25 protein-coding genes and 1 pseudogene are annotated in these 26,422 nt (G+C 60.2%); 12 read left to right on the top strand and 14 right to left on the bottom strand.

All coding sequences use genetic code 11. From position 1 onward, the window contains the following. Positions 1-233: 233 nt before the first annotated feature. The 3 genes from P3T40_RS42235 to P3T40_RS42225 form a co-directional block, all read right to left on the bottom strand. Positions 234-665, bottom strand: coding sequence for a cupin domain-containing protein (locus P3T40_RS42235; RefSeq protein WP_429273609.1), 432 nt, complete (start codon positions 663-665; stop codon positions 234-236). An 85-nt stretch (positions 666-750) separates the two neighbouring features. After that, on the bottom strand, positions 751-1,422 hold the full coding sequence (locus tag P3T40_RS42230; protein WP_429273608.1) for an FMN-dependent NADH-azoreductase: 672 nt from the start codon (positions 1,420-1,422) through the stop codon (positions 751-753). Positions 1,423-1,446: 24 nt separating this feature from the next. After that, on the bottom strand, positions 1,447-1,980 hold the full coding sequence (locus tag P3T40_RS42225; RefSeq protein ID WP_429273607.1) for an RrF2 family transcriptional regulator: 534 nt from the start codon (positions 1,978-1,980) through the stop codon (positions 1,447-1,449). Positions 1,981-2,162: 182 nt separating this feature from the next. On the opposite strand from P3T40_RS42225, the gene P3T40_RS42220 reads away from it, so the two are divergent. Then, positions 2,163-4,151: a S9 family peptidase gene (locus P3T40_RS42220; protein ID WP_429273606.1), complete on the top strand. Its 1,989-nt coding sequence runs from the start codon at positions 2,163-2,165 to the stop codon at positions 4,149-4,151. Positions 4,152-4,226: 75 nt separating this feature from the next. On the opposite strand, the gene ampC is transcribed toward P3T40_RS42220, so the two are convergent. Next, positions 4,227-5,396, bottom strand: a complete 1,170-nt coding sequence (gene ampC, locus P3T40_RS42215; protein ID WP_429273605.1) for a class C beta-lactamase — start codon at positions 5,394-5,396, stop codon at positions 4,227-4,229. A 408-nt stretch (positions 5,397-5,804) separates the two neighbouring features. Here ampC and P3T40_RS42210 point away from each other — a divergent pair, with 408 nt between their 5' ends. Beyond that, on the top strand, positions 5,805-6,215 hold the full coding sequence (locus tag P3T40_RS42210) for a hypothetical protein (RefSeq protein WP_429273604.1): 411 nt from the start codon (positions 5,805-5,807) through the stop codon (positions 6,213-6,215). A 6-nt stretch (positions 6,216-6,221) separates the two neighbouring features. On the opposite strand, the gene P3T40_RS42205 is transcribed toward P3T40_RS42210, so the two are convergent. Beyond that, a complete protein-coding gene (locus P3T40_RS42205) occupies positions 6,222-7,094 on the bottom strand; it encodes a LysR family transcriptional regulator (RefSeq protein ID WP_429273603.1) in 873 nt (290 codons plus the stop codon). Between the two features lie 204 nt (positions 7,095-7,298). Between P3T40_RS42205 and P3T40_RS42200 the strand changes: the two genes are divergently transcribed. From P3T40_RS42200 to P3T40_RS42180, 5 genes are all read left to right on the top strand, one after another. Then, positions 7,299-8,264, top strand: a complete 966-nt coding sequence (locus P3T40_RS42200) for a sugar ABC transporter substrate-binding protein (RefSeq protein WP_429273602.1) — start codon at positions 7,299-7,301, stop codon at positions 8,262-8,264. A 72-nt stretch (positions 8,265-8,336) separates the two neighbouring features. Beyond that, positions 8,337-9,971 (top strand): sugar ABC transporter ATP-binding protein, encoded by a 1,635-nt coding sequence (locus tag P3T40_RS42195; protein ID WP_429273601.1) that lies wholly within the window; start codon positions 8,337-8,339, stop codon positions 9,969-9,971. A gap of 3 nt (positions 9,972-9,974) precedes the next feature. Then, positions 9,975-10,976 carry an ABC transporter permease gene (locus P3T40_RS42190; RefSeq protein WP_429273600.1) on the top strand — a complete coding sequence of 334 codons (1,002 nt, stop codon included), beginning with the start codon at positions 9,975-9,977 and terminating at the stop codon, positions 10,974-10,976. Positions 10,977-11,013: 37 nt separating this feature from the next. Further along, a complete protein-coding gene (rbsK, locus tag P3T40_RS42185; RefSeq protein ID WP_429273599.1) occupies positions 11,014-11,946 on the top strand; it encodes a ribokinase in 933 nt (310 codons plus the stop codon). Positions 11,947-12,119: 173 nt separating this feature from the next. Continuing rightward, positions 12,120-13,193, top strand: coding sequence for a nucleoside hydrolase (locus P3T40_RS42180; protein ID WP_429273598.1), 1,074 nt, complete (start codon positions 12,120-12,122; stop codon positions 13,191-13,193). A gap of 30 nt (positions 13,194-13,223) precedes the next feature. On the opposite strand, the gene P3T40_RS42175 is transcribed toward P3T40_RS42180, so the two are convergent. Next, a complete protein-coding gene (locus tag P3T40_RS42175) occupies positions 13,224-14,114 on the bottom strand; it encodes a LysR family transcriptional regulator (RefSeq protein WP_429273597.1) in 891 nt (296 codons plus the stop codon). 98 nt (positions 14,115-14,212) lie between these two features. On the opposite strand from P3T40_RS42175, the gene P3T40_RS42170 reads away from it, so the two are divergent. Beyond that, positions 14,213-15,040: an SDR family oxidoreductase gene (locus tag P3T40_RS42170; protein ID WP_429273596.1), complete on the top strand. Its 828-nt coding sequence runs from the start codon at positions 14,213-14,215 to the stop codon at positions 15,038-15,040. A gap of 108 nt (positions 15,041-15,148) precedes the next feature. On the opposite strand, the gene P3T40_RS42165 is transcribed toward P3T40_RS42170, so the two are convergent. Next, a complete protein-coding gene (locus P3T40_RS42165; protein ID WP_429273595.1) occupies positions 15,149-15,973 on the bottom strand; it encodes an isocitrate lyase/PEP mutase family protein in 825 nt (274 codons plus the stop codon). Between the two features lie 69 nt (positions 15,974-16,042). After that, positions 16,043-16,942 carry a LysR family transcriptional regulator gene (locus P3T40_RS42160; protein WP_429273594.1) on the bottom strand — a complete coding sequence of 300 codons (900 nt, stop codon included), beginning with the start codon at positions 16,940-16,942 and terminating at the stop codon, positions 16,043-16,045. 151 nt (positions 16,943-17,093) lie between these two features. Here P3T40_RS42160 and dld point away from each other — a divergent pair, with 151 nt between their 5' ends. Next, the gene (gene dld / locus P3T40_RS42155; protein WP_429273593.1) at positions 17,094-18,833 is read left to right on the top strand and encodes a D-lactate dehydrogenase; all 1,740 of its coding nucleotides are present in this window, start codon (positions 17,094-17,096) and stop codon (positions 18,831-18,833) included. A gap of 22 nt (positions 18,834-18,855) precedes the next feature. Here the strand turns inward: dld and P3T40_RS42150 are convergent, their stop codons facing one another. Together P3T40_RS42150 and P3T40_RS42145 are read right to left on the bottom strand one after the other, a co-directional pair. Further along, complete coding sequence (locus P3T40_RS42150) at positions 18,856-19,686, bottom strand: methyltransferase domain-containing protein (RefSeq protein WP_429273592.1); 831 nt, start codon at positions 19,684-19,686, stop codon at positions 18,856-18,858. A 207-nt stretch (positions 19,687-19,893) separates the two neighbouring features. After that, the gene (locus P3T40_RS42145; protein ID WP_429273591.1) at positions 19,894-20,184 is read right to left on the bottom strand and encodes a hypothetical protein; all 291 of its coding nucleotides are present in this window, start codon (positions 20,182-20,184) and stop codon (positions 19,894-19,896) included. A gap of 110 nt (positions 20,185-20,294) precedes the next feature. On the opposite strand from P3T40_RS42145, the gene P3T40_RS42140 reads away from it, so the two are divergent. Continuing rightward, the gene (locus tag P3T40_RS42140) at positions 20,295-21,260 is read left to right on the top strand and encodes a GlxA family transcriptional regulator (protein ID WP_429273590.1); all 966 of its coding nucleotides are present in this window, start codon (positions 20,295-20,297) and stop codon (positions 21,258-21,260) included. Positions 21,261-21,308: 48 nt separating this feature from the next. Here P3T40_RS42140 and P3T40_RS42135 read toward each other — a convergent pair whose 3' ends face one another. The 4 genes from P3T40_RS42135 to P3T40_RS42120 all read right to left on the bottom strand — a co-directional run bounded on the left by P3T40_RS42135 (position 21,309) and on the right by P3T40_RS42120 (position 25,398). Then, the gene (locus P3T40_RS42135; RefSeq protein ID WP_429273589.1) at positions 21,309-21,785 is read right to left on the bottom strand and encodes a YybH family protein; all 477 of its coding nucleotides are present in this window, start codon (positions 21,783-21,785) and stop codon (positions 21,309-21,311) included. A 200-nt stretch (positions 21,786-21,985) separates the two neighbouring features. After that, a complete protein-coding gene (locus P3T40_RS42130; RefSeq protein ID WP_429273588.1) occupies positions 21,986-22,957 on the bottom strand; it encodes a zinc-binding alcohol dehydrogenase family protein in 972 nt (323 codons plus the stop codon). Positions 22,958-23,314: 357 nt separating this feature from the next. After that, positions 23,315-24,739, bottom strand: coding sequence for an ATP-binding protein (locus P3T40_RS42125; RefSeq protein WP_429273587.1), 1,425 nt, complete (start codon positions 24,737-24,739; stop codon positions 23,315-23,317). Next, the gene (locus P3T40_RS42120; protein ID WP_429273586.1) at positions 24,739-25,398 is read right to left on the bottom strand and encodes a response regulator; all 660 of its coding nucleotides are present in this window, start codon (positions 25,396-25,398) and stop codon (positions 24,739-24,741) included. The genes P3T40_RS42125 and P3T40_RS42120 overlap by 1 nt, the downstream gene beginning before the upstream one ends. A gap of 231 nt (positions 25,399-25,629) precedes the next feature. On the opposite strand from P3T40_RS42120, the gene P3T40_RS42115 reads away from it, so the two are divergent. Both P3T40_RS42115 and P3T40_RS42110 read left to right on the top strand, forming a co-directional pair. Then, positions 25,630-26,028: a hypothetical protein gene (locus P3T40_RS42115; protein ID WP_429273585.1), complete on the top strand. Its 399-nt coding sequence runs from the start codon at positions 25,630-25,632 to the stop codon at positions 26,026-26,028. A 212-nt stretch (positions 26,029-26,240) separates the two neighbouring features. Continuing rightward, positions 26,241-26,422: pseudogene (locus P3T40_RS42110) on the top strand (bacteriohopanetetrol glucosamine biosynthesis glycosyltransferase HpnI); the annotation flags it as partial.

Genomic DNA, 26,422 nt, shown 5'->3' with positions numbered 1-26,422 from the left:
CGGAAGGATCTTCCGGATTGATGAGGGGAGCGTTGCGGGCTGTCATCCATGATGTTGTCCGTGATCTCTCACGATAGCATCGCATGTCTTGATAGCGCGGTCACGCTCTGCCGGAGAACCCCCGCTGCGTCTTGCTCGCGGGGTCAAATAGCGGGACAGCAAAGCGTCCCGGCGAGCGGTGGTAGGCGTCCCATGACGCTACACACCTTGACGGCTGTGTTGACTTCAAATTGTCACTTCTTGTCGAACGTCACAAGGTTTTTGTCGTTGGTGTCTGCCACGAAGATGGCGAGCAGCTTCGCAGGTTCGGTATCACTCGCGTTTTCGCTCATGGTGTGATGTGCGCCGGGCCGTTCGATCCAGTGTTCGCCCGCATGATAGACGTGTACCTCGCCGCCGTTGACCTGGCTGCGGATCGCGCCCGACAGCACATAGCCCACCACGAACGCCTGTCCATGCCGATGTGGCGACGACTTGCCGCCGGGGGCGTAGTCGACGACCAATGCAGTCATCGTCTTGCCCGGAACGTTCGCGATTGCTTCCGCGAATGCCGGCGTGATGGATTCTCGAGCCGCCTCGGCATCTGCGGCCAAGGCCGTTTGCGAAACCGCGGAGATTGACAGGACAGCGACCGCTGCCGCGGTGATGAGTGAACGGATGGTCATGATTTTTCCCAAAGTAAATTTCATATCGTTGATATGTAGTACGAATCGATTGATGCGTGAATATGACACTGATTTTCAGTTGATATCAAAGCGCCTCAATCGCTTCGTGGGTTTGCGAGGACAACTCTGCCTGAGCCCAGCGCGCCGCGACCAACGAAAGTTCGTCGCGTGCGCGTTCGAGCGCTTCTGCACGCGCTTCCTGATTCGAGAACTGCAGCGGCTGTGCATCGACGAATGTCGGATCTGCCACGCCGAGAAATCCAAAAGCGGCTTTGAGCGACGGCGTCAGTGCGTCCATTGATGAGAAGGGCGTGCCGGGACGGAGGTCCGCGCCGCGACTTGTGATGAAGAGCACTTTTTGGCTTCCAAGTTGCCCTTCGATACGGCCATCGTCCGTGTTTACGTACGTTAGCTCCGTTCGCGTGATGTTATCGATGAATGCCTTGAACGCAGAGGGCATCGACCAGTTATACATGGGCATGGCGAAGATCAGTGCGTCGGCTTCGAGCAAACGTTTGCACAGCGCATCCGATGACGCCAACGTCGCCTTCATCGCCGGGGTACGCTCGTTCGCCGGCGTGTAGGTGGCGATCGCAAACGCTTCGCTCACGTGCGGTGGCGTATCGACTGTCACGTCCAGATAATCGATCTCCAGATCGACGCCTTCGCCGCGCAGGCGTTCCAGAAAGTAGCGGCTCAACGCACGGGAGTTGGATCGCTCGCGTTTGGCGCTCGCGTCAACATGCATCACTTTCACAATTGTTCTCCTTGATAGGGTGTTTTAACCAGGATTGCCGCTTTCACCGCGGCGTTTCGACGAACGGTGTGCCAGCCACTTCACGACTTGCGGCCCGTACTCTGACGGAGCCTTTTCGATGGTGCGCGTGGCGAGATCAGCGAGCGAGTGCATCGCGAGTGCTTCAGTCATGCGCCTTTCCGCATCCAGCATGACTGCGTGAATCGAACAAACGCCGCGGGTTGCCCACACCGGCGGTTTGTCGCCAAACACGGCGCAATTGCCACGAATCTCGCGGCAATCGAACAGCGCCTTGTTGCCATCAATCGCACGGACGACGTCCAGCACGCTAATTTGTGCGGCCGGCCGCGCTAGCTTGAAACCGCCACGTACGCCCTCGGTCGCGACCACGATGCCTGCTTTCGAAAGCTTCGTGAACAGCTTGGCCAGATACTCGACCGGCACGCCCTGGAGCTCGGCGAGATCCTTCGAGCTCGCCTCGTGGACGCCCGCGGCAGGCTCGCTGAGATAGAGCAGGCAATGCAAGCCATACTCGACGGCGGTGCTGATGTGCGACATCGTCTTAACTCCGACTCAATGTATCGTAGTTAGTAATTTAGACGTTTTTCCGTGTGAATGCAAGCGGGCGGTCGGGGAAAGAGATTGCTTCTTACAAAGAACGAATGCGGTTGCCGGGGCCCGGTGGGCGAATCCGCGCTCCGTGATACGCTAATTGCCCACCTCCCATTTCTCGCTCCTCCATGAATTCCACCCATTCAGGTTCCTCATCGATAGCAGGCTCGTCCACTTACGCTGCATTTGGCAGCTGGAAATCGCCGATTACCGCCCAACTGGTGGTGGGTGAATCGCTTCGGCTCGGACAGCCTCGCATCGGCAGCGAAGGTATTTATTGGACCGAGGGACGTCCGCAGGAAAAGGGCCGGCATGCGGTAGTCCGGTTTCGCACCGACGGCGAAGTCGAGGAACTGACCTCCGCACCGTTCGACGCGGCATCGCGTGCGCACGAGTACGGCGGGGGCGCACTGGCGGTGACGGCGATTGGCGTGTTCTTCGTCAACTTCAAGGATCAGCAGGTCTATACGGTCGACCCTTCCGGCCAGCCGAAAGCGGTGACGCAAACCGAGGGCCTTCGCTATGCGGACCTGATCGCCGATGCGGCCCAGGGGCGTTTGATCGGTGTTTGCGAAGACCATCGTGAAGGCGGTCATGAACCGGTGAATACACTGGCGAGCATCGATCTGGCGACCGGCGCGACTGAAGTGATCGCGAGCGGTCACGACTTCTTCGCGTCGCCTTGTATGAGCCCTGATGGAACGCGTCTCGCGTGGCTGACCTGGGACCATCCGAACATGCCATGGGATGGTACGGAATTGTGGGTGGCGGAGATTGCGGCTGACGGCACGATCGGCACGCCGCGCCGGGTTGCTGGCGGCCCTGCCGAGTCGCTGTTTCAGCCCGCATGGTCGCCGGCTGGCGATCTGTATGTCGTATCGGACCGCAGCGGCTGGTGGAATCTGTATCGCGTGCGAGGCGGCTCATCGGCTGCTGCAGACGCCGATTCCGCGCTCGAGGCCCTTCACCCGATGGAGGCCGAATTCGGCAAGCCTCAATGGGTCTTCGGGATGACAACCTATGGCTTCACGGCGGATGGCCGCATCGTGTGTCTGTACGAGCAGGATGGCGCCACGCATCTGGCCGCGTGCAATCGGTCAAGCGGCGCGTTCGCCGACATTCCGACACCGTACAGCACGATGCGCGATCTGCAGGTCAATGGTGAACGGGCGGTATTCGTCGGTAGTTCGCCGACGGCGGGCGAGGCGATCGTCGAACTCGATCTCCGCGCTCGCACTTGCCGCGTGTTGCGCCAATCGGACCGCGCCGTGGTGGACGCGCGCTACGTATCGATTGCCGAGCCGATCCGCTTCCCGACCGAAGGCGGCCTGCACGCACATGCATTCTTCTATCCCCCCGCCAATCCCGACTTCCAGGGTCCCCAGGGCACGTTGCCGCCGCTGATCGTGATTGCCCACGGCGGCCCGACTTCGTCGACCCATTCCGGATTCCGCTGGCCGATCCAGTACTGGACCAGTCGCGGCTTTGCCGTCGTCGACGTGGACTACGGCGGCAGCAGCGGGCACGGCCGGGCGTACCGGCAACGGCTCGATGGCCAATGGGGCATCACCGACGTCAAAGACGCGATCAACGCAGCGCGTTACCTGATCGAGCAAGGGCGCGTGAACAAGGACGCGCTGGCGGTGCGTGGCGGCAGCGCAGGCGGTTACCTGGTGCTGTGCGGCTTGGCCTTCCACGATTTCTTCAAAGCGGGCGCCAGCTATTACGGAGTCGGCGATCTCGAAGCGTTGATGAAGGATACGCACAAGTTCGAATCGCGCTACCTGCTTCGACTGGTGGGTCCGTATCCCGAAGCGCAGGCCGTTTATCAGGCACGTTCGCCCATCCATTTCGTGGAGCAGATGTCGAGCGCCATGATCCTGTTTCAGGGCGCAGAGGACAAGGTCGTGCCGCCAAATCAGGCCGAATCGATCTATCAGGTGGTACGCGCGAAGGGGCTGCCGGTTGCTCACGTGCTGTATGAGGGCGAAGGACACGGCTTCAAACGCGCTGAGACCATCACCCATTCGCTCGAAGCTGAGTTGTACTTTTACGGCAAGATTTTTGGCTTCGAACCGGCAGACAAAATTGAACCGGTGACAATCGAAAATATCTGACGTCGCGGGTGGCCTAATGGATCAACGGATCGCGCAAGCGAGCGAAAGTTTCTCATCCGGAAGTCCCTTCAATCGTCATTGCTTGCCGTTATCCAGTGACGTGAGGATCCGGTATGCAACGGTGACCCGTTCATCAATGGGGAAGTTCTTGTTGGCGAGGATGACGATGCCCAACCGCTTCTGCGGAACGAACGCGATGTAAGCGCCGAAGCCGTTGGTCGATCCGGTCTTGTTGATCCAGACATCTTCTCTGGGAGTCTGCGGCGGCTTGATTGGCGTGACGGGCGTTGCGTTGAAGGCCATCGCCGATGAGTTCCCGTCCAGAAGCGTCTGCAATGTGACCGGATAGGGATATTGTTCCCATATCAGATCCTGAGTCATGGGCCCCGCCTTGAAGTAACCCGTGTGCGTATCCGTGACCGCGCGCTGAAGCTTGGGAGCCACCTGGATCAGATTCATGTTGGCTTCCAGGAAGCGGACCATGTCATCAGCGGTCGCCTTGATGCCATAGGCTTCTGACGACAGCACGCCGGGCGCCATCCTGATCGGAGCGCCGGCTTTCGTGTAGCCCTGGGCGTAGTCAGGCAATTTTGCAGCGGGAATATCGATGTAACTGCTCTTCATCCCGAGCACAGGAAACAGTTGATGTTCCATCAGCGCGTTGAAATTCTGCCCCATGCTCTTTGCCGTGATCAGACCGAGCGCTCCGATGCCAGGATTGGCATAAGTCCGATACGTGCCCGGCGCATAGGTGGGCTGCCACGCCTGGAAATACTGCAGCAACTGATCGTTGTTGTGGATATTGTCCGGCACCTGTAAGGGCAGTCCGCCGGGGGTGTGCGTACCCAGATTGAGCAGGCTTACTTTGCCGAACGGACTCTGCTGCAGCGACGGGAGGAACTTGCTCGTCGGGTCGGACAAAGACAGATAGCCGCTAACCTGCGCATAGGACGCCAGCGTCGCCGTCAACGTCTTGCTGACGGAGCCGAGTTCGAACAAGGTATCGCGTGTGACGGGCTTGCTGGTTTCCTTCGACGCCACGCCATAGTTGAGTACGTAGTGCTTGTCTCCGACGATGACGCCGACCGCCATGCCCGCAATGTCGTCCTTGGCCATCAAGGGCTGGATGGCACGGTTCACTGCATTTCTGATCGCGTCTTGCTGATCTTCCGCCGCTTGGCTGGCGGGTGTAAACGCGCATGAAAAGGCGGTTGCCGTCAGCAGGCTTATGGCTCGTAAGTTCATCTTGCCGGGTCCTTCAATGTCTACCGTTAATCGTTGATTGGTGTGCTCGCCGCGGTCTGACCAAGCTGCGCTATCCGGTACGCTGCATAAAATGATTTCTATCGGGCAGCGCGGAAGTTTGCTGGTTGGTCCGACCGGGAACGAGATGAGAACGGAGTATGTCCCCTCTGTGCCTTATCGACTATCGAGGATATCTTGCTAGAGGCAAAAGAAATTCTTTCGGATGTCCTGCGTTTGATGCATTGTTGGGTTTCTGCTCAACGCTTTGCGCCGCTTAACCGCTCACGTTTCCGCGCCCGACTTCCCGGCCGGGCCAACTGGGGACAGTTGAGGTCGAGAAACCGATCATTGACACGTCCAGGCGTGGCTGGCAAATTCGCTCAGTGCCAGAAAGGAAGTGTGTGAAACATGATGGAAAATAACGGACTGTCCGATATGAAGCAGTGGCTCCAGGGACTGGTTGAGGCAGCCGAGGCCGCTATCGCCGCTGCTGAAAATTGCCCGGCAGTGAGCGACCCCGAAAGCGAGGTCGCGATGCTGGTGACATCGCAGCGTGATCTGGTTCGCGGTGAGGTCGTCAGGTTTCGCGCCAAGCTGGAGTCACTCAGCCCGCTCAGTCCAGCAAAGCCGGTAGAGAAAAAGTTTGCCGTGACGTTTGACCGCCGGTATTGGAAGCAGGGAACGTTCGTCTATCCGATGCACGTGTTTCTTGATCCCGAACACAAGTTTTTAGCGCAACAGGTCCAGCAGATTCAGGCGCTCAAGATTGGCGAGACGATTGATCTTGCCGACGGCCGGACGGTTCAACGTCAGCAATAGCGCAACCTAGCGGAAAATCTCGGCAATCAGATTCGCCACCGTCCGTATGCGCTCGCTATCGCGCAGGGCGGGATGCAGCACCATCCACACGTCCTGATCGAGCGCCTTGATGTGCCGCTCAACACAGACGAGATCGCTCGTTGTGTCACCCGCGAGTTGCGCGAGTACGCCGAGGCCGGAGCCGCCCAGCACTCCATCGAATACGCCCATGCCATAGCTGCTGCGCAGCGAGGGCGCGGGCGCGCCCGGTAGCGTCTTCAGCCATTGCGTGGCCGGGTGATCCGGCTGCCGGTCGTCATAACCGACGAACGACAGTTTGTCCCACTCCTTCCGGGTGATCGCTGCCTTGTGGCGCAGATAGTAGTCGCGCGAGCCAAACAACCCAAAGCGGATCCTGCCGATGCGCCTGACGTACAGATCGCCCTCGTCGGGGCATTCCGACCACAGCGCGATATCCGCTTCGCGTCTTGCGAGGCTATAAGGCCGACGCGACGTCAGCACCTCGATGGCGAGGCCTGGCAGCCGCTCCTGGAACGAGCCAAGCAGTTTCAGCAGAATGTACGACGGCCATTCGACGGCGTTGATCCGCACCGTGCCGTGCGGCCCGCCGCCGCCGTTCACGTCCGCGGTGCGCTCGATCCGATTGGCGAGGTCCTCCATCTGCTCGGCGTAGGCCAGCACCTTGGCGCCGAACGCCGTCACGGTGCAACCTGACGGCACCCGGTCGATCAGCGGCTCGCCCAACCGCCGCTCCAGCTCCGTCAGGCGGCGCGACAGGGTCGGCGGGCTCAGGTCGCAAGCCGCCGCGGCGGAGCGCATGGTGCCGCCGCGCGCGATCGCCACCAGAATCCTCAGGTCATCCCAATCCACGTGTTCCATTTTTGAAACGCTCGATTTTGAAATTTGACATAGCATAACCGGGATCGCGAGGATAGGATTGAAGCCAGTCATTCTTGTCCCAGCATCTGGCGAAGCCGCTTGACGGTTTCATCCACACCCGGAGGCAAGCGTGGCATCCCGACTCAACACACGACTCAACGGCTATCAGTACGTAGACCGAACGAGCGATACGGAGACACAACAATGAATCGCCATTTCCAACCGGCGCGGCGTCGCGCTATCGTTGCCAGCGCTGCCTTCTTCGCGGCCTCGCTCCTGCCCATGCCCGCCGCATTCGCCCAGACTGCACACAAGCCGAAGGTCGCGCTCGTGATGAAGTCATTGGCGAACGAGTTTTTCCTCACCATGGAGACCGGCGCCAAGGACTATCAGAAGCAGAATCCCGACAAATTCGACCTGGTCACGAATGGCATCAAGGACGAGACGGACACGGCTAACCAGATTCGTATCGTCGAGCAGATGATCGTGTCGAAGGTCGACGCCCTTGTGATTGCCCCGGCCGATTCCAAGGCGCTGGTGCCGGTGCTCAAGAAGGCGGTGGATTCGGGCATCATCGTGGTCAATATCGACAATCAGCTGGACCCGGACGTGCTCAAGTCGAAAAACCTGAACATTCCGTTCGTCGGGCCGGATAACGCCAAGGGCGCGCAGAAGGTAGGCGACTACCTCGCCAAGCACCTGAAGTCGGGCGATGACGTCGCCATTATCGAAGGCGTGTCGACCACCACCAACGCGCAGCAACGCACGGCCGGCTTCAAGCAATCCATGGCGGCAGGCGGCATGAAGGTCGTCTCGCTGCAATCGGGCGAGTGGGAAATCGACAAGGGCAACGCGGTCGCGGGCCAGATTCTCAATGCAAACCCTGATGTCAAGGCGCTGCTGTGCGGCAATGACAACATGGCTATTGGTGCGGTCTCGGCGGTACGCGCGGCTGGCAAGGCCGGCAAGATCCAGGTGGTGGGCTATGACGACATCAGCGCGATCAAGCCGATGCTCGCCGACGGCCGCGTCCTCGCCACGGCCGATCAATACGCCGCCAAGCAGGCCGTGTTCGGTATCGACGTGGCGTTGAAGGCACTCGCCGAACACAAGAAACAGTCGGAATTGTCGGGCGTCGTCGAAACGCCTGTCGATCTGGTCACCAAGTAAGACCGGCACAACGCGTGGCTTGCTCCGTCGAGGAGCCACGCTCTCCGATCCTTGTCCGGCTTTTTCAATCTGATGTCCACTCCCAACCTATCCCTTGTTGATTCCCCGTCCGTGTTGCAGGTTCAGGGTATCGGCAAGACCTATGCTGAACCGGTGCTTGCCGACATCTCGCTGGAGCTGCGCGCCGGCGAAGTGCTGGCGCTGACCGGCGAGAATGGCGCAGGCAAGAGCACTCTGTCGAAGATCGTCGGCGGCCTCGTCACACCGACGAACGGTTCGATGACGCTCGGCGGCGCAGCCTACGCGCCGGCCAGTCGCAAGGAGGCCGAAGCGCTCGGCGTGCGCATGGTCATGCAGGAGCTGAACCTTCTGCCGACCCTTTCGGTGGCGGAGAACCTGTTCCTGAACCGTTTGCCGCAGCGCGGCATGTTCGGCTGGATTGACCGCGCCAAACTGCGCGAGGACGCACGGCATGCCATGGCGCAGGTCGGGCTCGATGCCATCGATCCCGACACGCTGGTGGGTACCCTCGGCATTGGCCATCAGCAGATGGTCGAAATCGCGCGCAATCTGATTGGCGATTGCCGCGTGCTGATCCTCGACGAACCCACCGCAATGCTCACCGCCCGCGAGGTGGACCTGCTGTTCGAGCAGGTCGAGCGGCTCAAGACGCGTGGCGTCGCGCTGGTGTACATCTCGCATCGTCTGGAAGAACTCAAGCGTATTGCGCAGCGCGCCGCCGTGCTGCGCGACGGCCGGCTAATGCATGTCGACGAAATGGCCAACCTTTCTGCTGACCGTCTCGTGACATTGATGGTGGGACGCGATATCGGCGAGCGGATCGATCTTGGCGAGCGGCGCATTGGCGACGTGGCGCTGAAGGTCACGGGGATGACGCGTGAGCCGGCCGTGCGCGATGTCTCTTTTGAGGTCAAGGCTGGCGAGATTTTCGGCATCAGCGGTTTGATTGGCGCGGGCCGCACGGAGCTGATGCGGCTCATCTACGGGGCGGATCGTGCCGATGCCGGCGTCGTATCCATCGCGCATGATGGCGGCGCGCTCGAGCCTGTGAAGATCGCGTCGCCCTCGGATGCCGTGCAGAACGGTGTCGCGCTGATCACGGAGGATCGCAAAGGCGAGGGCCTCCTGCTCACACAGCCTATCGCGGCGAATATCTCGCTCGGTCATCTGAGCGCGGTGTCGAAGCACGGTGTGGTGGACGGTGCTCGCGAGGCGGCGCTGGCGGGCAAACAGATCGACGCTATGCGGATTCGCTGCGCGGGCTCGTCGCAAACGGTGTCGGAGCTTTCGGGCGGCAATCAGCAGAAGGTGGTGATCGGCCGCTGGCTTGCGCGCGATTGCACGGTGCTGCTGTTCGACGAGCCCACCCGCGGCATCGACGTCGGCGCCAAGTTCGATATCTATGCCTTGATGGGCGCGCTCGCGCGGGAAGGCCGCGCGTTGGTGGTGGTGTCGAGCGATCTGCGCGAGTTGATGTCGATTTGCGACCGGATCGGTGTGATGTCGGCAGGACGCATGACGGGCCTGTTCGAGCGTGGCGCGTGGACGCAGGACGCATTGCTCGCAGCGGCGTTCGCGGGCTATGCCCAACGCGACGAACTGCTGCACGAACCGATCGAACCCGGCGCGCGCGTGCCTGACGCAAGGCACGACGCAAAGCCCGACGAAAAATTAGTGGAGTATTGAAGCATGACCGCCCCAACCAGCCTGCCTACTGTGCAGAACGAACCGCCCAAAGACGCGAAGCCGATCGGCACGCGCCTTGGATTCTCGAACTACCTGGGACTGCTCGGCGCACTCCTCGGCATGATTGTGCTGTTCTCGTTGCTGAGCTCGCACTTCCTGACCTACGACACCTTCAGCACGATCGCGAACCAGATCCCCGATCTCGTCGTGATGTCGATCGGCATGACGTTTGTCCTCATCATCGCCGGGATCGACCTGTCGGTGGGCTCCGTGCTGGCACTCGGCGCGGCGCTCACCAGCGTCGCAGCCTTGCAATGGCATTGGCCGGCGTTGCCCTCCGCCTTGCTCGGCATGGCGGGCGCAACCTTGACCGGCTGCGTGACCGGCGCAATTACTGTGGCGTGGCGCATCCCGTCGTTCATCGTATCGCTCGGTGTGCTCGAAGGGGCGCGCGGCGTTGCGTATCAACTGACGAACTCGCGCACGGCCTACATTGGCGACGCGTTTGATTTTCTGTCTAACCCGATTGCATTCGGCATTTCCCCCGCGTTCCTGATCGCTATTCTGGTGATGATCGCCGCGCAGTTCGTGTTGACCCGCACGGTCTTCGGCCGTTATCTGGTTGGCATTGGCACCAATGAGGAAGCGGTACGTCTCGCAGGCGTCAATCCGCGGCCCTATAAGATTGCTGTATTCGCGATGATGGGCCTGCTTTCCGGACTTGCTTCGCTGTTCCAGATTTCGCGGCTCGAAGCTGCGGACCCGAATGCCGGGTCGGGCATCGAATTGCAGGTGATCGCAGCCGTCGTCATCGGCGGAACGAGTCTGATGGGCGGACGCGGTTCCGTGACCAGCACCTTCTTTGGCGTGCTGATCATCTCGGTGCTGGCCGCGGGTCTTGCTCAGATCGGGGCGACCGAGCCGACCAAGCGCATCATTACCGGTGCCGTCATTGTCGTGGCGGTCGTGCTGGATACCTATAGAAGCCGGCGCCGCGCCGCCTAATTCGATCGTTCGGTGAATGGTCAGCAGGAGAAAGAAAGTGTCGAAAGAAGCGAAGCAAGGTCGCGTTCTCGTGGTTGGCAGCATCAATACGGACCTGGTCGCCCGTTCACCGCATTTGCCGCGGCCCGGCGAGACCATCAGCGGACATGAGTTTTCGCAGGTGGCCGGCGGCAAGGGCGGCAACCAGGCGGTGGCGGCCGCGCGCATCGGCGCGCGCGTGGCGATGGTTGGTTGCGTGGGTAAGGATGCGAACGGTACGCAGCGCGTCGAGGATCTAGAAGCGGAGGGCATCGACTGCGCAGGCGTTGAGGTCGATCCCGTACAGCCTACCGGCGTTGCCATGGTGACGGTTTCGGACGACGGACAGAACACGATCGTCGTAGTCGCGGGCAGTAACGGTGAGGTCACGCCGGAGAGCGTCGCGCGTCACGAAGCAGCAATCAAGGCTTGCGATGTCGTGGTTTGCCAACTGGAAATACCTTGGGATTCGGTCTATGCGACGCTGGCTCTTGCTCGGCGGCTTGGCAAGATCACGGTGCTGAACCCGGCGCCGGCAACCGGGCCGCTGCCTGCCGAATGGCTGCCTTTGGTCGACTACCTCGTTCCGAACGAGGTCGAGGCTGCGATACTCGCCGGCCTGCCGGTCGAATCGCAAAGTGGCGCGAGAAGGGCCGCGACGGAGCTGCAACGTGGTGGCGCTCGCAACGTGATCGTCACGCTCGGTGCCCAAGGCGCTTATCTTTTGCTGGAAGGCGGCGAAGGGACGCATTTTCCGGCGCCGCAAGTGCGGGCCGTCGATACGACGGCTGCCGGAGATACCTTCATTGGTGTATTTGCCGCGCAGCTGGCCGCGCGGCAGCCGCTGGAAGGTGCGATCAGCCTCGCACAACGTGCGGCCGCGATTTCCGTTACGCGCGCCGGCGCGCAGCCTTCGATACCGACTCGTGCGGAGGTCGATAGCGCAGCCTGAAGCGGACGCCTATTGTGGTGTTGTGACATGAGGTAGTCCGACCTGCAACTCTGAGTGGCTTGACGTTGAATTACCGGCACCCTCTCCGGAGGGTGTTCCTTGGGTCAATCGCAGTCTATACAGACGACATACAGGATGAAAACATGAGATCACAATATATAGGTATCCTTATCATGCCGATGATCCTTGCCGGATGTGGAGGAGACGTCTCGGTCACCGATCCCCTCGCCGTCGCACCGAAGGTCATCATCGATTCAGACTTCAACACGATGGGCGACGACGGTCAGCTATTTGCCATGACCACGCAGTTGATGGGAGAGGGTAAGGTCAACCTGCTCGGGCTCTGCGTCGTGACCGGCAACGACTGGCTGATCCAGGAGGAAGCGGATGCGCTCAAGGCCGTGGAGCGCATGGGTGTGCAGAATGTGGTGGGTGTCTATGGCGGGGCCGACTATCCCTTGCAATACGACGTTGCGAGTATTCGTGCGCAACAGGCCGCCAATCCGCAAGGCTATTTCGGCGCGTGGAGCCGGCCGGAACCGACCAGCCAGTCTCAGCTTGTCGCGCCGCCGGACGGCTTTGCGGTGTCGACGAAACTGCAGGCGCAAAGCGCTGCGGATTTCATGATCCAGACCATCAAGCGCTATCCGAACCAGGTCACCATTCTCGAGGTCGGTCCGCCGACCAATCTCGCCACGGCCATCATGAAGGCGCCGGAGATCGTGCCGCTGATCAAGCAGATCGTCTACATGGGCGGTGCCATGGCTGTGCCCGGCAATGCAAACGCCGTGGCGGAACTCAACTGGTGGTTCGATCCGCTTGCCGTCCGCACGGTTCTCCAGACGACGATTCCCCAGAGCGACATTCCACTCGACGTGACCAATACGGTGCCACTCACTCAAACCGTGTACGACGAAGTCGTCAACAATCCGAGCAAGCAGACTGCAGTGACGAAGGCTTACGCCATCGCCAATGCGGGCGCATTCGCCGAGAACACCGACTTGTTCGATACGTTGACGATTGCGTATTTCATGGATCCCACCTATGCCACGCAAACGAAAAGCGCTTACCTCAATATCGATACCACGAGCGGCGAGGATCAAGGGCATGTGACGGTGTACCCCGATCAGCCCGCGCCAGGTGCTTCGCCGCAGAAGATCACCTACGTGACGCAGTTCGACAACAATCGCTTCTTCAGTCTCTACGTCGATCTGCTCACGCGCCCGGTGCCGATTACGTTGCCATGATGAGGAAGTGGCGGCCTGCGGATTCATGCGTCAGGTACCTTCCCTTAGTACTTCTATGAATGCGCGCAGCCCGGCGGGCACATGGCGGTGGCCGGGATAGTAGAGATAGAGGCCGGAAACGACGGGACACCAATCGTCCAGCACGGTCACGAGCCGGCCATCATCCAACCAGGCACGCGCAGCGGGCTCGGGAACATAGGCAATTCCCAACCCGTTGGCAGCGGCTTCGATCATCAATCCAATGTTGTCGAGCGTGAGTGCACCGGGGACATTGACCACGACCTCCTGTCCCTGCTTCGCAAACTCCCAGCGGTAGAGCTTGCCGCTCGGCAGGCGATTGCGGATGCAGCAGTGTTGAGCCAGATCGTCGGGCGTCACAGGTCGTGGCCGTTCCGCGAGATAGGACGGCGCTGCGACGGCGACAAAGCGAAGGTCATCGCCCAACTGCACCGCCACCATGTCTTGCGGCAAGGCTTCGCCAAGCCGAACCCCAGCGTCGAACCCCTGCTCAACGATATCGACGAGGCGTCCCTCCGCGACCAGATCCAGCGCCATGCCCGGGTAGCGAGCCAGAAAACGCGGGACCACGTTTTCCAGGAGCAGCCGCACCGCGCCCTCGTTAGCGTTGATTCGTAGCGTGCCGGTGGGTTGTCCGCCTTCGTCGGCGACCGAGTCCAGCGCTTCGTCAAGCTCGCGCAGCACCGGCGTGAGTCGTCTGAGTAATTGTTCGCCAGCTTCTGTCGGCGACACGCTGCGTGTAGTGCGATTCAGCAGACGAATGCCCAGATCCCGCTCCAAGGCTCGCATGGCGTGACTCAGCGAGGATCGCGACACGCCGAGTGCATCGGCCGCTCGTCGGAAGCTGCGGTGGGTCGCAACGGTGGAAAAAGCCGTCAGATCGGCGAGTGTAGGTTTGGCCATTGGTGAAGATTTTTCACGGGGTCATGCCAACTATAGCGGCTTCTCGCACTAGTGACGCACTTCTAGAATGGGCTTTCAAACCTTCTGGAGAACGTGACATGAACAAAACATGGTTTATTACCGGCACTTCTAGTGGCCTTGGCCGTCTGCTTGTTGAGCGGCTGCTCGCACGCGGCGACCGCGTCGTCGGCACACTACGGCGGCCTGGCGCGCTGGACGACCTGGTCGCGCAGTACGGCGACCGCCTTCGCATCCTGACGCTCGACGTGACTGACGCCAATGCGGTGCGTGCGACGGTGGCCCGCGCGTTTGAGGAGATGGGGCGCATCGACGTCGTGGTGAGTAACGCCGGCTACGGACTATTCGGCGCGGCCGAGGAGGTGACCGACGAACAACTTGAACAGCAGATTGCTACGAATCTGATCGGCTCGATCCAACTCATTCGCGCATCGCTACCGCACCTGCGTGAGCAAGGTGGCGGGCGAATCGTGCAGGTTTCGTCAGAAGGCGGGCAGGCTGTCTATCCGGGCTTCAGTCTGTACCACGCCACCAAGTGGGGTGTCGAAGGCTTTGTCGAATCGGTTGCACAAGAGGTCGCGCCGTTTGGGATCGACTTCATCATCGTCGAGCCGGGCCCCACGGGGACGAACTTTGGCGCGAACCTGGTGAGCCCGGAAGCGATGACCGTTTATGCCGAGACGCCTGCAGGGGAGATTCGTCGCCTTATCACCAACAATGCATTTCCGCTAACGGGCGATGCTGCCAAGACCGTCGACGCGATGATCGTGGCTGCCGATGCCGAAAGACCGAGCTTGCGTCTTGCACTTGGTAGTTCGGCGTATCACTCGATTAGCAAAGCGCTGACCGGTCGGCTCGTTGAACTTGAGGCACAGAAGAGCGTGACGCTTTCTGCTGATGTGGATTAGTGTTACGCCTTCTCGTGGACGGCATTACGACGCGGGATATCGCAATCAGCACGGACTGCCGATGCGATTGTCCAGGTAAGAAGCGGTTAGTGACTGAACGACGCGACGCTACTTCGTGTCCTCGAACATGCCGTTCAACCACGTGCCTGATGGCTCCTTCGGCAAGCCGTCGAAGCGGCCTTCTGCAAGCGCTTGAACGCTAGTCACAAGGCCGCCCCACGCCGCGCGGGCCAGTGCGCCGCCCACGCTCACGCGCCGCACGCCGAGCTTCTCCAGTTCTGCAAGTGTGAACGCGGAAGGTCCGCCGATCAGTAGATTGACCGGCTTCGGGGTGACCGCGGCGACCACCGCCTCGATCTGCTCGCGCGTCTGGATGCCCGGCGCGTACAGGCAGTCGGCGCCCGCTTGCGAATACGCTCGCAGGCGCGCGATCGCGTCTTCAAGATCGGGCCTACCAGCAAAGAAATTCTCGGCCCGTCCGACGAGTAGCGTGTCGCCGCCCGCCTCGTCGATCGCGCGTCTTGCGGCGGCGATCCGTTCAACGGCCACATTGAGCGGAAACAGAGGCGACGCCGGATCTCCCGTTGAGTCTTCGATCGACAATCCGGCGACGCCGGTATCGATCGCCATGCGGACGCTTTGCGCGACTTCGGCGGGATCCTTGCCGAAGCCGTTTTCGAAGTCGGCGTTGACCGGCAGATCCGTCGCGCGGACCATGTCGCGCAGGTGGGCGAGGACCGTATCGCGCGACACGCCGTTGTCCGGCCGGCCGTTCGACCACGCGAAGCCCGAACTGGTCGTGGCAATCACCTTGAAGCCGACGGATGCGAGATAACGCGCGCTACCCACGTCCCACGGATTTGGCAGTACGAAACATCCTTCTTCGTGCAACGTGCGAAATGCCTGGCGCTTTTCGGCAGTGGTGCGAGACATGATGAATCTCCTTTGTGTGAGGACGTGGCAGCGTGATTCTGCCACGCAACCTGGGTTTCAACGCGACCATTATGCCGCGCGGGCAGCCGCTCGCTGCTGCCGCAAAATCCGTACAAAGTTCAGCACCGTCGGCGACTTTTCACGCGGCCGATGGATGAGCGCGATACCCGTCGAAAGCGGTTTGCCCTTTAGTTCGTGATACGACACGCCTACGACCTGGACCTGCCGGATCGACGCAGGCACTACTGCGACGCCGAACCCGGCCGCCACGAGATTCGCCGCCGATGAAATCTGTGGTGACTCCATGCCGATCGGGGGCGCGAAGCCGGCTTCGCGGCAGGCGGCGATGATCGAGTCGTGCAGATCCGGGCCTATTGGCCGTGGAAACAGGATGAACGGATCGCCCGCAAGGTCTGCCAGATCGATGCGCCGTCGCCGGCTCAGTCGATGATCCGCCGGTAGCACCGCCAGCATGTCTTCATCGACCAGCGGTTCGACGATCAGATCTCGGCAGTTCAACGGCATGCGCACTAATGCGGCATCAAGCTGACGCTCGGCGACCTTGTCGAGCAGCGCCGAGCTGTTGCTCTCCTCGCAACTGATCGACACTCGCTCATACGCATGCCGATACTGTTGCATCGTCGTCGCGACCATGGGATGAAACACCGTCGAACCCGCGAAACCGAGCGAAAGCCGTCCCGTCTCTCCACGTCCCGCATTCTGTACTTCGACGAAGGCCTGATGTGCGTCCTCGACGATGCGCCGTGCGCTCTCGCGAAAGAGCCGTCCCGCTTCGGTCAATTCGACTCGGCGCGGATGCCGGACAAACAGCGGCGTGCCGATTTCCCGCTCGAGCTTGAGGATCTGCTGGCTCAAAGGCGGTTGAGCGATGCCCAGGTGCGCGGCGGCATCTGTGAAATGCAGATGCTCGGCCACGGCGAGGAAGTAGCGTAACTGACGAAATTCCATATCTTTTTCGTCTCCAAAAAGTGACTTCGAGATATTGGACTAATGACTGGCCTGATTTTAACCTTGTGTCAACCCGATGCGCTCAAAGGTCACATCTGGCGATCAGTCGAAGCGATGCGCGTCACGCCCAATGTTTCTTCAGGAGAATTCAATGTCAGCAACCCGCGCACCGTCAGCAGCCGTTCCAGATAGCACGGCTGACACTTTGATTGCGGACCTGCGCAACATCGTCGGCAAGCAGCACACCCTGACCGAAAATGACGCGACCCGTCGTTACCGCACAGGTTTTCGGTTTGGCGCAGGCAAGGCACTTGCAGTGGTGCGCCCCGGCACGATCGTCGAACAGTGGAAAGTGCTGCAGGCATGCGTTGCAGCGAATGTGATTGTGATCACGCAGGCCTCGAACACGGGCCTCACCGGCGGCTCGACACCGGACGGCGACGACTATGATCGCGACATCGTGATTGTCAGCACGAGCCGCATGAAGAAGGTGTACGTGATCGACGATGGCAAGCAGGTCGTCTGTCTTCCCGGGGCCACGCTCGACCAGTTGGAAAAGACGTTGAAGCCACTTGGCCGCGAGCCTCACTCGGTGATCGGCTCGAGTTGCATCGGCGCCTCGGTATTCGGTGGGGTCTGCAACAATTCGGGTGGCGCGCTGGTGCATCGCGGCCCGGCGTATACGGAAATGGCGGTATTCGGCCAGGTGGACGCAGCGGGAAAACTAAACCTCGTCAATCATCTGGGAATCGAACTCGGCGATACACCGGAAGACATCCTTGGCCGGCTCGAGCGTGGCGAGTTCACAGAGGTTGATATTCGCCATAACGCGGGCGCCGGTTCCGATCACGGCTACGCGACTCATGTGCGTGAGATCGATGCGGATACGCCGGCGCGCTTTAACGCCGATCCGCAGCGCCTCCATGAAGCCTCGGGATCGGCTGGCAAGGTGATGGTGTTTGCCGTGCGGCTCGACACGTTTCCGATTGAGCAGAACGCGAAAGTGTTTTATATCGGCACGAACGTACCTGACGAACTCACTGCGATTCGCCGTCACGCGCTGCACGACTTCAAACACTTGCCCATCTCAGGCGAATATCTGCATCGCGACGCTTTCGATATCGCTGAGGAGTACGGAAAGGATACTTTTCTTGCGATCAACTATCTCGGCACGTCCCGACTGCCCGCGCTGTTCGGACTAAAAAGCCGGTTCGATGCACTGTTCGATCGGTTCGGCTTTCTTCCTTCGCATCTCACCGATCGCGTCATGCAGGCTGCGAGCCGGCTGTTCCCGAGCCATCTGCCGCCGCGAATGAAACAGTACCGTGACAAGTACGAGCATCACCTGATGCTGAAAGTCGCGGCCGAAAGCGTCGAGGAGACGCGAGCCTTCCTCTCAGGCTTCTTCGCAAAGGCCACTGGCGGCTATTTTGAATGCACTGACGAAGAAGGCAGGAAAGCGTTCCTGCACCGCTTCGCTGCTGCCGGTGCGGCTGTCCGCTATCGCGCCGTGCATACCCAGGAAGTGGAAAACATCGTCGCGCTGGACATCGCACTGCGGCGCAATGATCGTGACTGGATCGAGACGCTGCCACGCGAGATCGAAGAGACGATCTCTATCAAGTTGTACTACGGACACTTCCTTTGCCATGTGTTCCACCAGGATTACATCGTCAAGAAGGGCAACGACTGCCTCGAAGTTGAACACAAAATGTGGACGCTGCTGGACCGCCGCGGTGCCGAATATCCGGCGGAACACAATGTCGGCCACCTGTACCACGCGAAGCCCCAGCTTGCAGCGTTCTATGAGGAACTCGATCCCTGCAATTGCTTTAACCCGGGGATCGGTCAGACATCGAAGTTCGCGAAGTATCGGGAAGCGGCGCTCTAGCCGACGTCTGTTGCCGGCACGCTCAGATCTTCTCGCAGATAGCCTGGATGAGCGCCGCGCGTCCCTCGCTCAGATTGCGGCGAAGGTTGACGGTCGCCTGGCCGAACGCCGGGCCCATGACGGTGCCGAGAGCGAGCACAGGCGGCGTCGAAACCTGCGCTCGCTCGGCCTCCCGCGCCAGAAACCAGGTGATGCCAGCTTCAGTGCAGTCAATCCAGGACGTGATGCGGAACCCTTGATTCGTGAGGACGCTGCGCATCGCGTCCGCCGTTACGAGGAAGCTCGTCTCCGGCCCGCGCGCCCAAGGCACAGGGTAATGCAGGGGGTCTTCAGAGGCGGCGACGACATCGAAGATGGCGAGGTGGCCACCAGGACGCAGCACGCGGAACGTTTCGCCGTAGAGAGCAGCCCGGTCGGCGATGTTCATAGCAACGTGCTGGGTCCATGCGAGATCGAACTCACCATCGGAGAACGGCAGGGAGAGCGCGTTCCCGCGCTGGTAGGTAACCTTGCTTGTGAGGCCGGAGCGCTCTGCGAGGAAGTTAGCGGCGTCGACGAAGGACTGACTGAGATCGACGCCGCGCACCGTGCAACCGTAGGTTTCGGCCAAATAGCGGGACGGGCCGCCTAGCCCGGATCCAATATCGACGACACGGGTCGCCTCAGTGATCGGGAGCGCCTTCGCCAGTTCTACGGTCGCCGCCAGGCCCCGCGAATGGAACTGGTCAAGCGGAGCAAGATCTTTTGCAGAGAGCCGCTTCTCGCCGAGTTCGCTTTTCGCCAAGGCCGCGCGTAACTGCTCAACCAGGCTGGCCCGCTCGTAGTATTGGGTAATCTCTTCTGCCTCGTCCATCTTCCTGCTCCGTCGTTTGTGTGATTGGGCCCCAATGCAGGGACCGGGCGATCCAACGTCAGTGGTATCTCGTCGAATGGTTCTTCAACGGGATCGAGCACCTCAGAGGGATCGCCAAGTGTTTCAACAATCTCGCCACCCTATCCAGTCCATCGGCGCTTAGGCTCTACGAGTGTAGATCCAGGTTGACGCCAATGAGGTATGAGTTCACTTGTTCCGGATCAGCAGGCCAAGTGGCGCGAGCGGTCCGACCGGCAGCAGTTCGTAGGTCATGAGGCCGTCAGCCACCAGCGGCAGCCCGTCCAGCGTGGCCTTGGCTTGCTCGACCGAATCGACGTTCATAAGAAAGATAGGCCCAGCTTTCTCACGAAACCAGAATTGCTCGACCTTGCCCTCGAGATACAGCTTGAGGGTGGCCGGGACCTCGTTTGGCATGTGCTGCTGGAGCTTCTCCGGTGTGAGGGTCGAATTTGCGGACGCGATGGCAAAAACTTTCATGGGTGACCTCCTTGGTCGGTCTTCGTTGTGATGTACGACGGAGATCACTGTAGCCCTCGGACGCAAAAAGCTGTATCGTCGTAAATGACAACTTTAGGGTCATTCACGCCATGCGCATTTCCATCCTCGCCCTTGAGGGACTGTTCGACACAGCGCTCACTGTCATGCTCGACGCGTTTACGCTGGCAAATAAGTTCTCGGCCGGGCAAATGGGCGGGAGTCCTTATTTCGATGTGTCGATTATCGCCATGCGCAAGAGGGTCCGGTCGGGCCAGGGACTGACCATACCGGTCCGAGGGGTAACGGCGGATTTAAAGCCCGACTGGGTAGTGGTTCCTGCACTGAGTACGGGGACACCGGAGCAGTTGGTCCCAGCTCTCGAACGGCCGGATGTGATTCAAGCCAAGGCGCAACTGCTGAAATGGCGTGCTGAGGGTGCGCTGATCGCCGCGTCCTGTATCGGGACGTTCCTTGTGGCGGAAACCGGACTTCTCGATCATCGGGAAGCGACTACGACCTGGTGGCTCGGTCCGCTGTTTCGGCAACGTTACCCGAACGTGTTGCTCGACGAGTCTCGCATGCTTGTGCCGACCGACGTGGGGGTGACGGCTGGCGCAGCGATGGGGCACCTCGATCTCGCCCTCTGGTTGATACGCAGAGCCAGTCCGGAACTGGCAGCGCTCGTCTCACGCTACTTGCTCGCCGACATACGCTCCTCGCAAGCGCCCTACATTATCCCCAATCACCTGGCTCAAGCAGACCCGCTTATTCAGCGCTTCGAACTATGGTCGCGAGACCATCTCAAGGCAGGATTTTCGCTGCAGGAAGCCGCCGATGCACTGGCGACGAGTGCACGTACGCTGCAGCGGCGTTGCCAGGAGGTGCTTGGCAAATCGCCGCTTGCCTACTTTCAGGACCTACGCGTTGAACGCGCGCAATCGCTTCTACACGGCAGTGGCCTGGACATTGATGCCATCGCAGCCGAAGTGGGTTACGTCGACGGAGCAACTTTACGCACGCTCCTGCGTCAACGCCTGGGGCGGGGAGTGCGGGATCTCCGGGCTGACCTGCGCTGAGGCGCTAACGTAAGCGGCGCCCCGACGGAGGAAGCACCAGGTTACCGGTTATTCGAGGACCGTATTCGGCGCTGTGCTAAATGACATGAAGCGGGCGATGGACCACCTGCCATCTGGTTGCCGCCTGAAAATGTCTATTCCTGCTTCATTTGTTACGCTCTGCTCACCACCCTTCCTGGCCGTAAGCGTCCAGAACAGCCGCACTACGGCGATATCTCCAGAAACTATGATCTCGCGGATGTCCGGGCTGTCGTAATGGAGGCTCAACTCAGGCTTTGCCAGTAGGGCGGTGAGCCTCGCGCACAGCGCGGTCCGGTTGCCATTTAGCACTTCAGGGACGGTTGAAACCAGATCAGGCGCGAACACGTCACAGACCCCTGTGGCGTCGCGAGCGTTGAACGCCTCCGCCCAACGCTGCAGCCGTTCCGTGATGGCAGCCTTATCGGAACCTACGTCAGAGTGAGCCGGAGTCGCCGCAACAACGCTCAGCAATACTGTGGCAATCGTGAGCAGCCGTCTGATCATGGAAATCTCCCATAGCGTCGCCCTGACTTCTCGCGGTACGGGTCCGTACCGACATATCTGGCGGTTGTAGGTACGGTACAGCAGAACAGCTTTGGGTACTGAAACCTTCGCGACCACGGGGAAGTCGCCGCTGCTCGGGAGACGCTGCCCAGGTGAACTCGATGCCGTCAGATTTTCATGGCTGAAGCGGAATGCTCCGTTCAGTGTACGACCACCATTTTCCCCCGCGCTTCGCCCGCCTCCATCACGCGATGCACCTCATGGATTTCGTCGAAGCCAAAAACGCGAGCCGGTTTCACATTCAGACGACCGGCCGCAGCATCCGCGGCGATCTGCTGTAACGGCACGTCCGACAACGGAAAACCGGGCGTCCCAAACACAAAGCTGCCGAAGAAAGTTAAATAGACACCGCTCGCCATTTGCAGCAACGGGTTGAAATCCGGGATTGGATCGAGGCCACCGAGCCAACCCGCGAGGCACGAGCGCCCTCCGCGTCGCAACATCGCGAGCGAATCCAGCGCGACCGAATTGCCGACCAGATCCAGCACCGCATCAATCTGCTTCGCTTCCGGAATGTGCTTCGAGAGATCTGGTCGTTCTATCTCACAGCGCTCGGCGCCCAGCGACTCCAGCATCGAAAACCGATCACGACTACGTGTCGTCGCGATGACACGAGCCCCAGCGTTGACCGCCATCTTCAGCGCCGCTTGCCCGAATGACGAGGTCGCTCCACGGATAACAAGCAGCTGTCCCTTCTGGATCTCGAGGTTGCGGAACAGGCATGTCCATGCGGTCGCATACGTTTCCGGAATCGCGGCAAGTTCAGCCCACGGCAGATCCGCTTCGATCAAGGCCACGTTCGAAACGGGCGCGCGCGTATATTCAGCATAACTACCGTTGATGGTGCGTCCGAGGCCACCCATCAAAGCGGCTACCTTGGCACCTACCGGAAATTCTCCACCGGGGCATGACTTTACGATGCCCACACATTCGATCCCGCTAATGGGCGCCGCCTCAGCCCATTCCCCGCGGCGCATATGCATTTCCGCATGGTTGATTCCGAACGCCTTGATCTCGATGACGACATGACCCTCTTTCGGCTCGGGTTCCGGAATGTCCTTATAAACAAGGCTATCGAGGCCGCCGAATTTCTCCAGAACAATGGCACGCATAGGGATCTCTCCGTAGTCAAATATGGAATAAGGTCTCCCGGGTAAGCCGGGAAGGAAAGGTTGACGGTCGTTCGTATCCGCTGAACTATGTAACCTGTCTATTGATGTTTTAGAGGTTACTAACTTGGGCGTAGATTGTCAAGCTCGAATCGCAATTTGGCCCTGCCGGAGCGTCCCTATTTACTGGTCAAGTGGGCTGCAGGTGAAACGGCGCAAGCAGCCAACTGTTGCCAGAGAAGAGTCGCCGGTCGAACGATCGTTCGCGGCCGAACAACAGAGGAATGCTTATTAATTAGGGTTTCCGGCCAGCGCGGTGCAGCTCACCTCGCCAAGTTCCTGCCCTAACCAGCGAATGCGCTAGATCCGGCTGGTTGACGCGATCTGTGCGGACGCAACGGTGGGCAAAGGAAATGAAACATGGACTGCAAGACCCTGTCCGCTGATTCCGGTGCCGAAGTCGAGTCTGGCGCCAAAGTACTCCGCGATACGCGCGACGATTGAGAGCCCGAGTCCGCTTCCGTTCGCACCGGTGCCCGTGATCCGGAAGAAGCGGTCGGTGAGGCGCGCGATGTCTTCTGGCGCAACACCGGGACCGTTGTCTCCAACCGTCAGCATGACGGCGTCCGTGTTGCGCCGGATAGAGACTTCGACACGACCACCTGCATTGCCGTACTTGATCGCATTGTCGATCAGGTTGTCGAGCAGGATGTCCATCAATACGGGTTCGGCCATGACTTCCGAGTGCACTTCGCCGACGAGCGCGACGCTCATGCCTTTTCGTTGAGCATCGGGTTCGTTGGCTGCGATCGCGTCCTGGGCTAGCGCCACCAGCGCAACCGGCTGGGCGGGGATCTTGTGATGTTCGTCCAGGCGTGCGAGCAGAAGTAACTGCTCGGCGAGATGGGCGCTGCGATCCACGCCTTGTACGACCCGCTGCATGGCGAGTTGCTGCTGGGCGCTGTCCTGTGTCACGAGTGCCACTTGCGCCTGCACCTTGATGGCCGCCAGCGGCGTCTTCAACTCGTGCGCGGCGTCCGCAGTGAACGCGCGTTCCCGCGAGATCGAAAGTCGCAGTCGCGACAGCAGTTGATTGATCGCGTCGACGAGCGGACGCACTTCTACCGGAGTCGGCCCTATCTCGATCGACTCGAGCTTGCCGGCATCCCTGGTCCGTATCGCCCGCGAGAGCGCTTTCAGCGGCGCGAGGCTATGACCAATACTGATCCAGACCAGCAACGCCAGAACCGGCAACGCCAGAGCGATTGGCTTCGCAATTCGATGCGCGACGCCGGTTGTCAGATCGCTGCGGCTGTTGGTTGACTCAAGCACACGTACCGTGCGGCCTGACGCATTGTCTTGAAGCACATAGATTTGCCACGGCCGGCCACCAAGCGTCACAATCCGTGCGCCTGGTGTTGCCTCAGCGGGCGACGCGAATGCACCTAGTGGTGCGAGGTGCGCGCTGCTGGCGAGGACGCGGCCGTTGGCGTCCAGGACTTGAAACAGAGCCTCGCGCGGCGCTTCGTCACCATCCGTGGCGGTGACGCGGGTTGGGTGACGACTGTATTCCGTGCGTGCATCGATACGCGCTTTCGACAGGATCGAGAGGTCGTTCTGGTCGAGCAGCACAATGAACTGCGCAAGCTGGACAAGGCGTGCATCGTCCCATTCTGCAACCTCGCGCGTCGCCTGACGGTAACTCCAGCCGAGAGCGATCGTCCAAACCAGCGTAATGCTGGCGAGCACCAGCAGCGCCAAGCGACCGCGTATCGAATTCGGCATCACGCTCTCTCCACAACGTAGCCGATACCCCGGACAGTCTTGATCAGGTCAGCGCCGAGTTTCTTCCGCAGGTTCGAGATGTGCACTTCGATCGCGTTGCTCTCAACTTCCTCGTGCCATCCGTACAAGCTCTCTTCGAGGCGAGACCTTGATTGAGGAACACCCTGGTGCGTGAGTAACTGAAGTAACACCGCCCACTCGCGGGCGGTCAGCGGAACGCGTACATCGTCGCGCAATACGGTCTGCGCAACCGGATCGACAGCGAGGGCGCGATACCGAAGGATTTCGACGCTACGTCCCTGCGAACGACGCAAAAGCGCGCGACAACGCGCGATGAGTTCGGTCAGATCAAAAGGCTTGCCAAGGTAGTCGTCCGCACCTGCCTCCAGGCCTCCCACCTTGTCGGCAACCGTCCCCTTTGCCGTGAGTACGAGGACGGGTACATCCTTGCCGCCTCCCCGTAACCACTTCAGGAGTTCCGTGCCCGGGACTCGGGGTAGTCCAAGGTCGAGCACGACCAGCGCGTAGTCCGTGGTTTCGAGGGCGAGCTTGGCTTGATGGCCGTCCTGTGCCCAGTCGACCGCAAAGCCTGCGTGATGAAGGCCGGCCTCGACGCCGCTGCCAATCAGATCGTCATCTTCGACAAGGAGAATTCGCATAAGTGTGCGCAGAAATAGTTTTGCTGGTAGCGGTGCTTCTAAAGCGGCGAAGCGCACGGCCGTGTTGGCAAGTTTAACCATGTTGGGACAGTGAAAGCAGATGAAACCCCACTGTTCGGTTGCTTAAGGTTTCCTTCAGGTTTGGCATTTACTATCCACCCACAACGCACGTGTAGTGATGTGACTTAAACCCCGACTACGTGCATCTGCTGATCGATCGCCACAAGGAAAATGAAAGCGCCTTCGATATTTCTTTCCCCCGTATCGACGAGCTGCGCCATGAAACCCTCCACAATCGACATGCTGCGGGCCTATCTCCTGACAGCATCACTTGCCGCAACAGCGATCCAGGCGGCAGCGTTGCTATCGATCATCCTGTTTGGCGTTTCCGAAGACGTATTTACCTCGATGACCTTCCGTATCGCGGCCGCAGCGATCATCGTATGCATCGTACTGGTCATCAAGCGAATTGCTCGCGCCGCATTCGTCTCAGCGCTGTCACAGTGCTACGCCACTATCACCGACGCACATTCCAACGCGACATCGGTTTCTCCGGTCTGCCCGGTGCGGACGCTTGTGATTCTTCATCTCCGGTTCAATCGGAGGCCGTTTGAGTGGAGAAGCTGTTAGCGGCGACATCTTCGGGGTACAACGACGTTGCATGAGTTTCGACGGAATTTTCACAAGGGCTTAGTTATCGGGTTAATCGAATCTGTCTAAAAGCCTTCATATTTCTGTCGTTCTACATATTAAGCATTACAAAATATTAATCTTGATCAGGTCAACGCGTTGAATTGAACCCCGACATTAGCGCCGCAGGGCTTCGCACGAGGTCACAGACGATGATCGAACATCCCGTTTCTGTCTCACAGTGGCTTTTGTTCGCCCTGTGCTGGATCGCCACGTTCTACTCGTTGGTCGCTGCCTTTGCGATGCCGTTTTTCAGCAAGCGTGCCGGCGTATGTCACGTCGGCTGGACCTCCGTGAGCGTGCTCAAGCCGCTATGCGGGATCGAGCCGCGTCT

Origin of the sequence: Paraburkholderia sp. EB58, assembly GCF_050436665.1 — a bacterium.
GTDB lineage: Bacteria > Pseudomonadota > Gammaproteobacteria > Burkholderiales > Burkholderiaceae > Paraburkholderia.
This window is presented reverse-complemented; position numbering and strand designations above follow the sequence as displayed.

Excerpts from the sequence above, each read along its gene's own strand:
- P3T40_RS42125 (WP_429273587.1), bottom strand. The coding sequence starts at position 24,739 with ATGCCGAATTCGATACGCGGTCGCTTGGCGCTGCTGGTGCTCGCCAGC.
- P3T40_RS42235 (WP_429273609.1), bottom strand. The coding sequence starts at position 665 with ATGACCATCCGTTCACTCATCACCGCGGCAGCGGTCGCTGTCCTGTCA.
- P3T40_RS42210 (WP_429273604.1), top strand. The coding sequence starts at position 5,805 with ATGATGGAAAATAACGGACTGTCCGATATGAAGCAGTGGCTCCAGGGA.
- P3T40_RS42170 (WP_429273596.1), top strand. The coding sequence starts at position 14,213 with ATGAACAAAACATGGTTTATTACCGGCACTTCTAGTGGCCTTGGCCGT.
- P3T40_RS42145 (WP_429273591.1), bottom strand. The coding sequence starts at position 20,184 with ATGAAAGTTTTTGCCATCGCGTCCGCAAATTCGACCCTCACACCGGAG.
- P3T40_RS42190 (WP_429273600.1), top strand. The coding sequence starts at position 9,975 with ATGACCGCCCCAACCAGCCTGCCTACTGTGCAGAACGAACCGCCCAAA.
- ampC (WP_429273605.1), bottom strand. The coding sequence starts at position 5,396 with ATGAACTTACGAGCCATAAGCCTGCTGACGGCAACCGCCTTTTCATGC.
- P3T40_RS42135 (WP_429273589.1), bottom strand. The coding sequence starts at position 21,785 with ATGATCAGACGGCTGCTCACGATTGCCACAGTATTGCTGAGCGTTGTT.
- P3T40_RS42160 (WP_429273594.1), bottom strand. The coding sequence starts at position 16,942 with ATGGAATTTCGTCAGTTACGCTACTTCCTCGCCGTGGCCGAGCATCTG.
- P3T40_RS42140 (WP_429273590.1), top strand. The coding sequence starts at position 20,295 with ATGCGCATTTCCATCCTCGCCCTTGAGGGACTGTTCGACACAGCGCTC.
- P3T40_RS42200 (WP_429273602.1), top strand. The coding sequence starts at position 7,299 with ATGAATCGCCATTTCCAACCGGCGCGGCGTCGCGCTATCGTTGCCAGC.
- P3T40_RS42120 (WP_429273586.1), bottom strand. The coding sequence starts at position 25,398 with ATGCGAATTCTCCTTGTCGAAGATGACGATCTGATTGGCAGCGGCGTC.
- dld (WP_429273593.1), top strand. The coding sequence starts at position 17,094 with ATGTCAGCAACCCGCGCACCGTCAGCAGCCGTTCCAGATAGCACGGCT.
- P3T40_RS42115 (WP_429273585.1), top strand. The coding sequence starts at position 25,630 with ATGAAAGCGCCTTCGATATTTCTTTCCCCCGTATCGACGAGCTGCGCC.
- P3T40_RS42195 (WP_429273601.1), top strand. The coding sequence starts at position 8,337 with ATGTCCACTCCCAACCTATCCCTTGTTGATTCCCCGTCCGTGTTGCAG.
- P3T40_RS42130 (WP_429273588.1), bottom strand. The coding sequence starts at position 22,957 with ATGCGTGCCATTGTTCTGGAGAAATTCGGCGGCCTCGATAGCCTTGTT.
- P3T40_RS42175 (WP_429273597.1), bottom strand. The coding sequence starts at position 14,114 with ATGGCCAAACCTACACTCGCCGATCTGACGGCTTTTTCCACCGTTGCG.
- P3T40_RS42150 (WP_429273592.1), bottom strand. The coding sequence starts at position 19,686 with ATGGACGAGGCAGAAGAGATTACCCAATACTACGAGCGGGCCAGCCTG.
- P3T40_RS42180 (WP_429273598.1), top strand. The coding sequence starts at position 12,120 with ATGCCGATGATCCTTGCCGGATGTGGAGGAGACGTCTCGGTCACCGAT.
- P3T40_RS42165 (WP_429273595.1), bottom strand. The coding sequence starts at position 15,973 with ATGTCTCGCACCACTGCCGAAAAGCGCCAGGCATTTCGCACGTTGCAC.
- P3T40_RS42225 (WP_429273607.1), bottom strand. The coding sequence starts at position 1,980 with ATGTCGCACATCAGCACCGCCGTCGAGTATGGCTTGCATTGCCTGCTC.
- P3T40_RS42205 (WP_429273603.1), bottom strand. The coding sequence starts at position 7,094 with ATGGAACACGTGGATTGGGATGACCTGAGGATTCTGGTGGCGATCGCG.
- P3T40_RS42220 (WP_429273606.1), top strand. The coding sequence starts at position 2,163 with ATGAATTCCACCCATTCAGGTTCCTCATCGATAGCAGGCTCGTCCACT.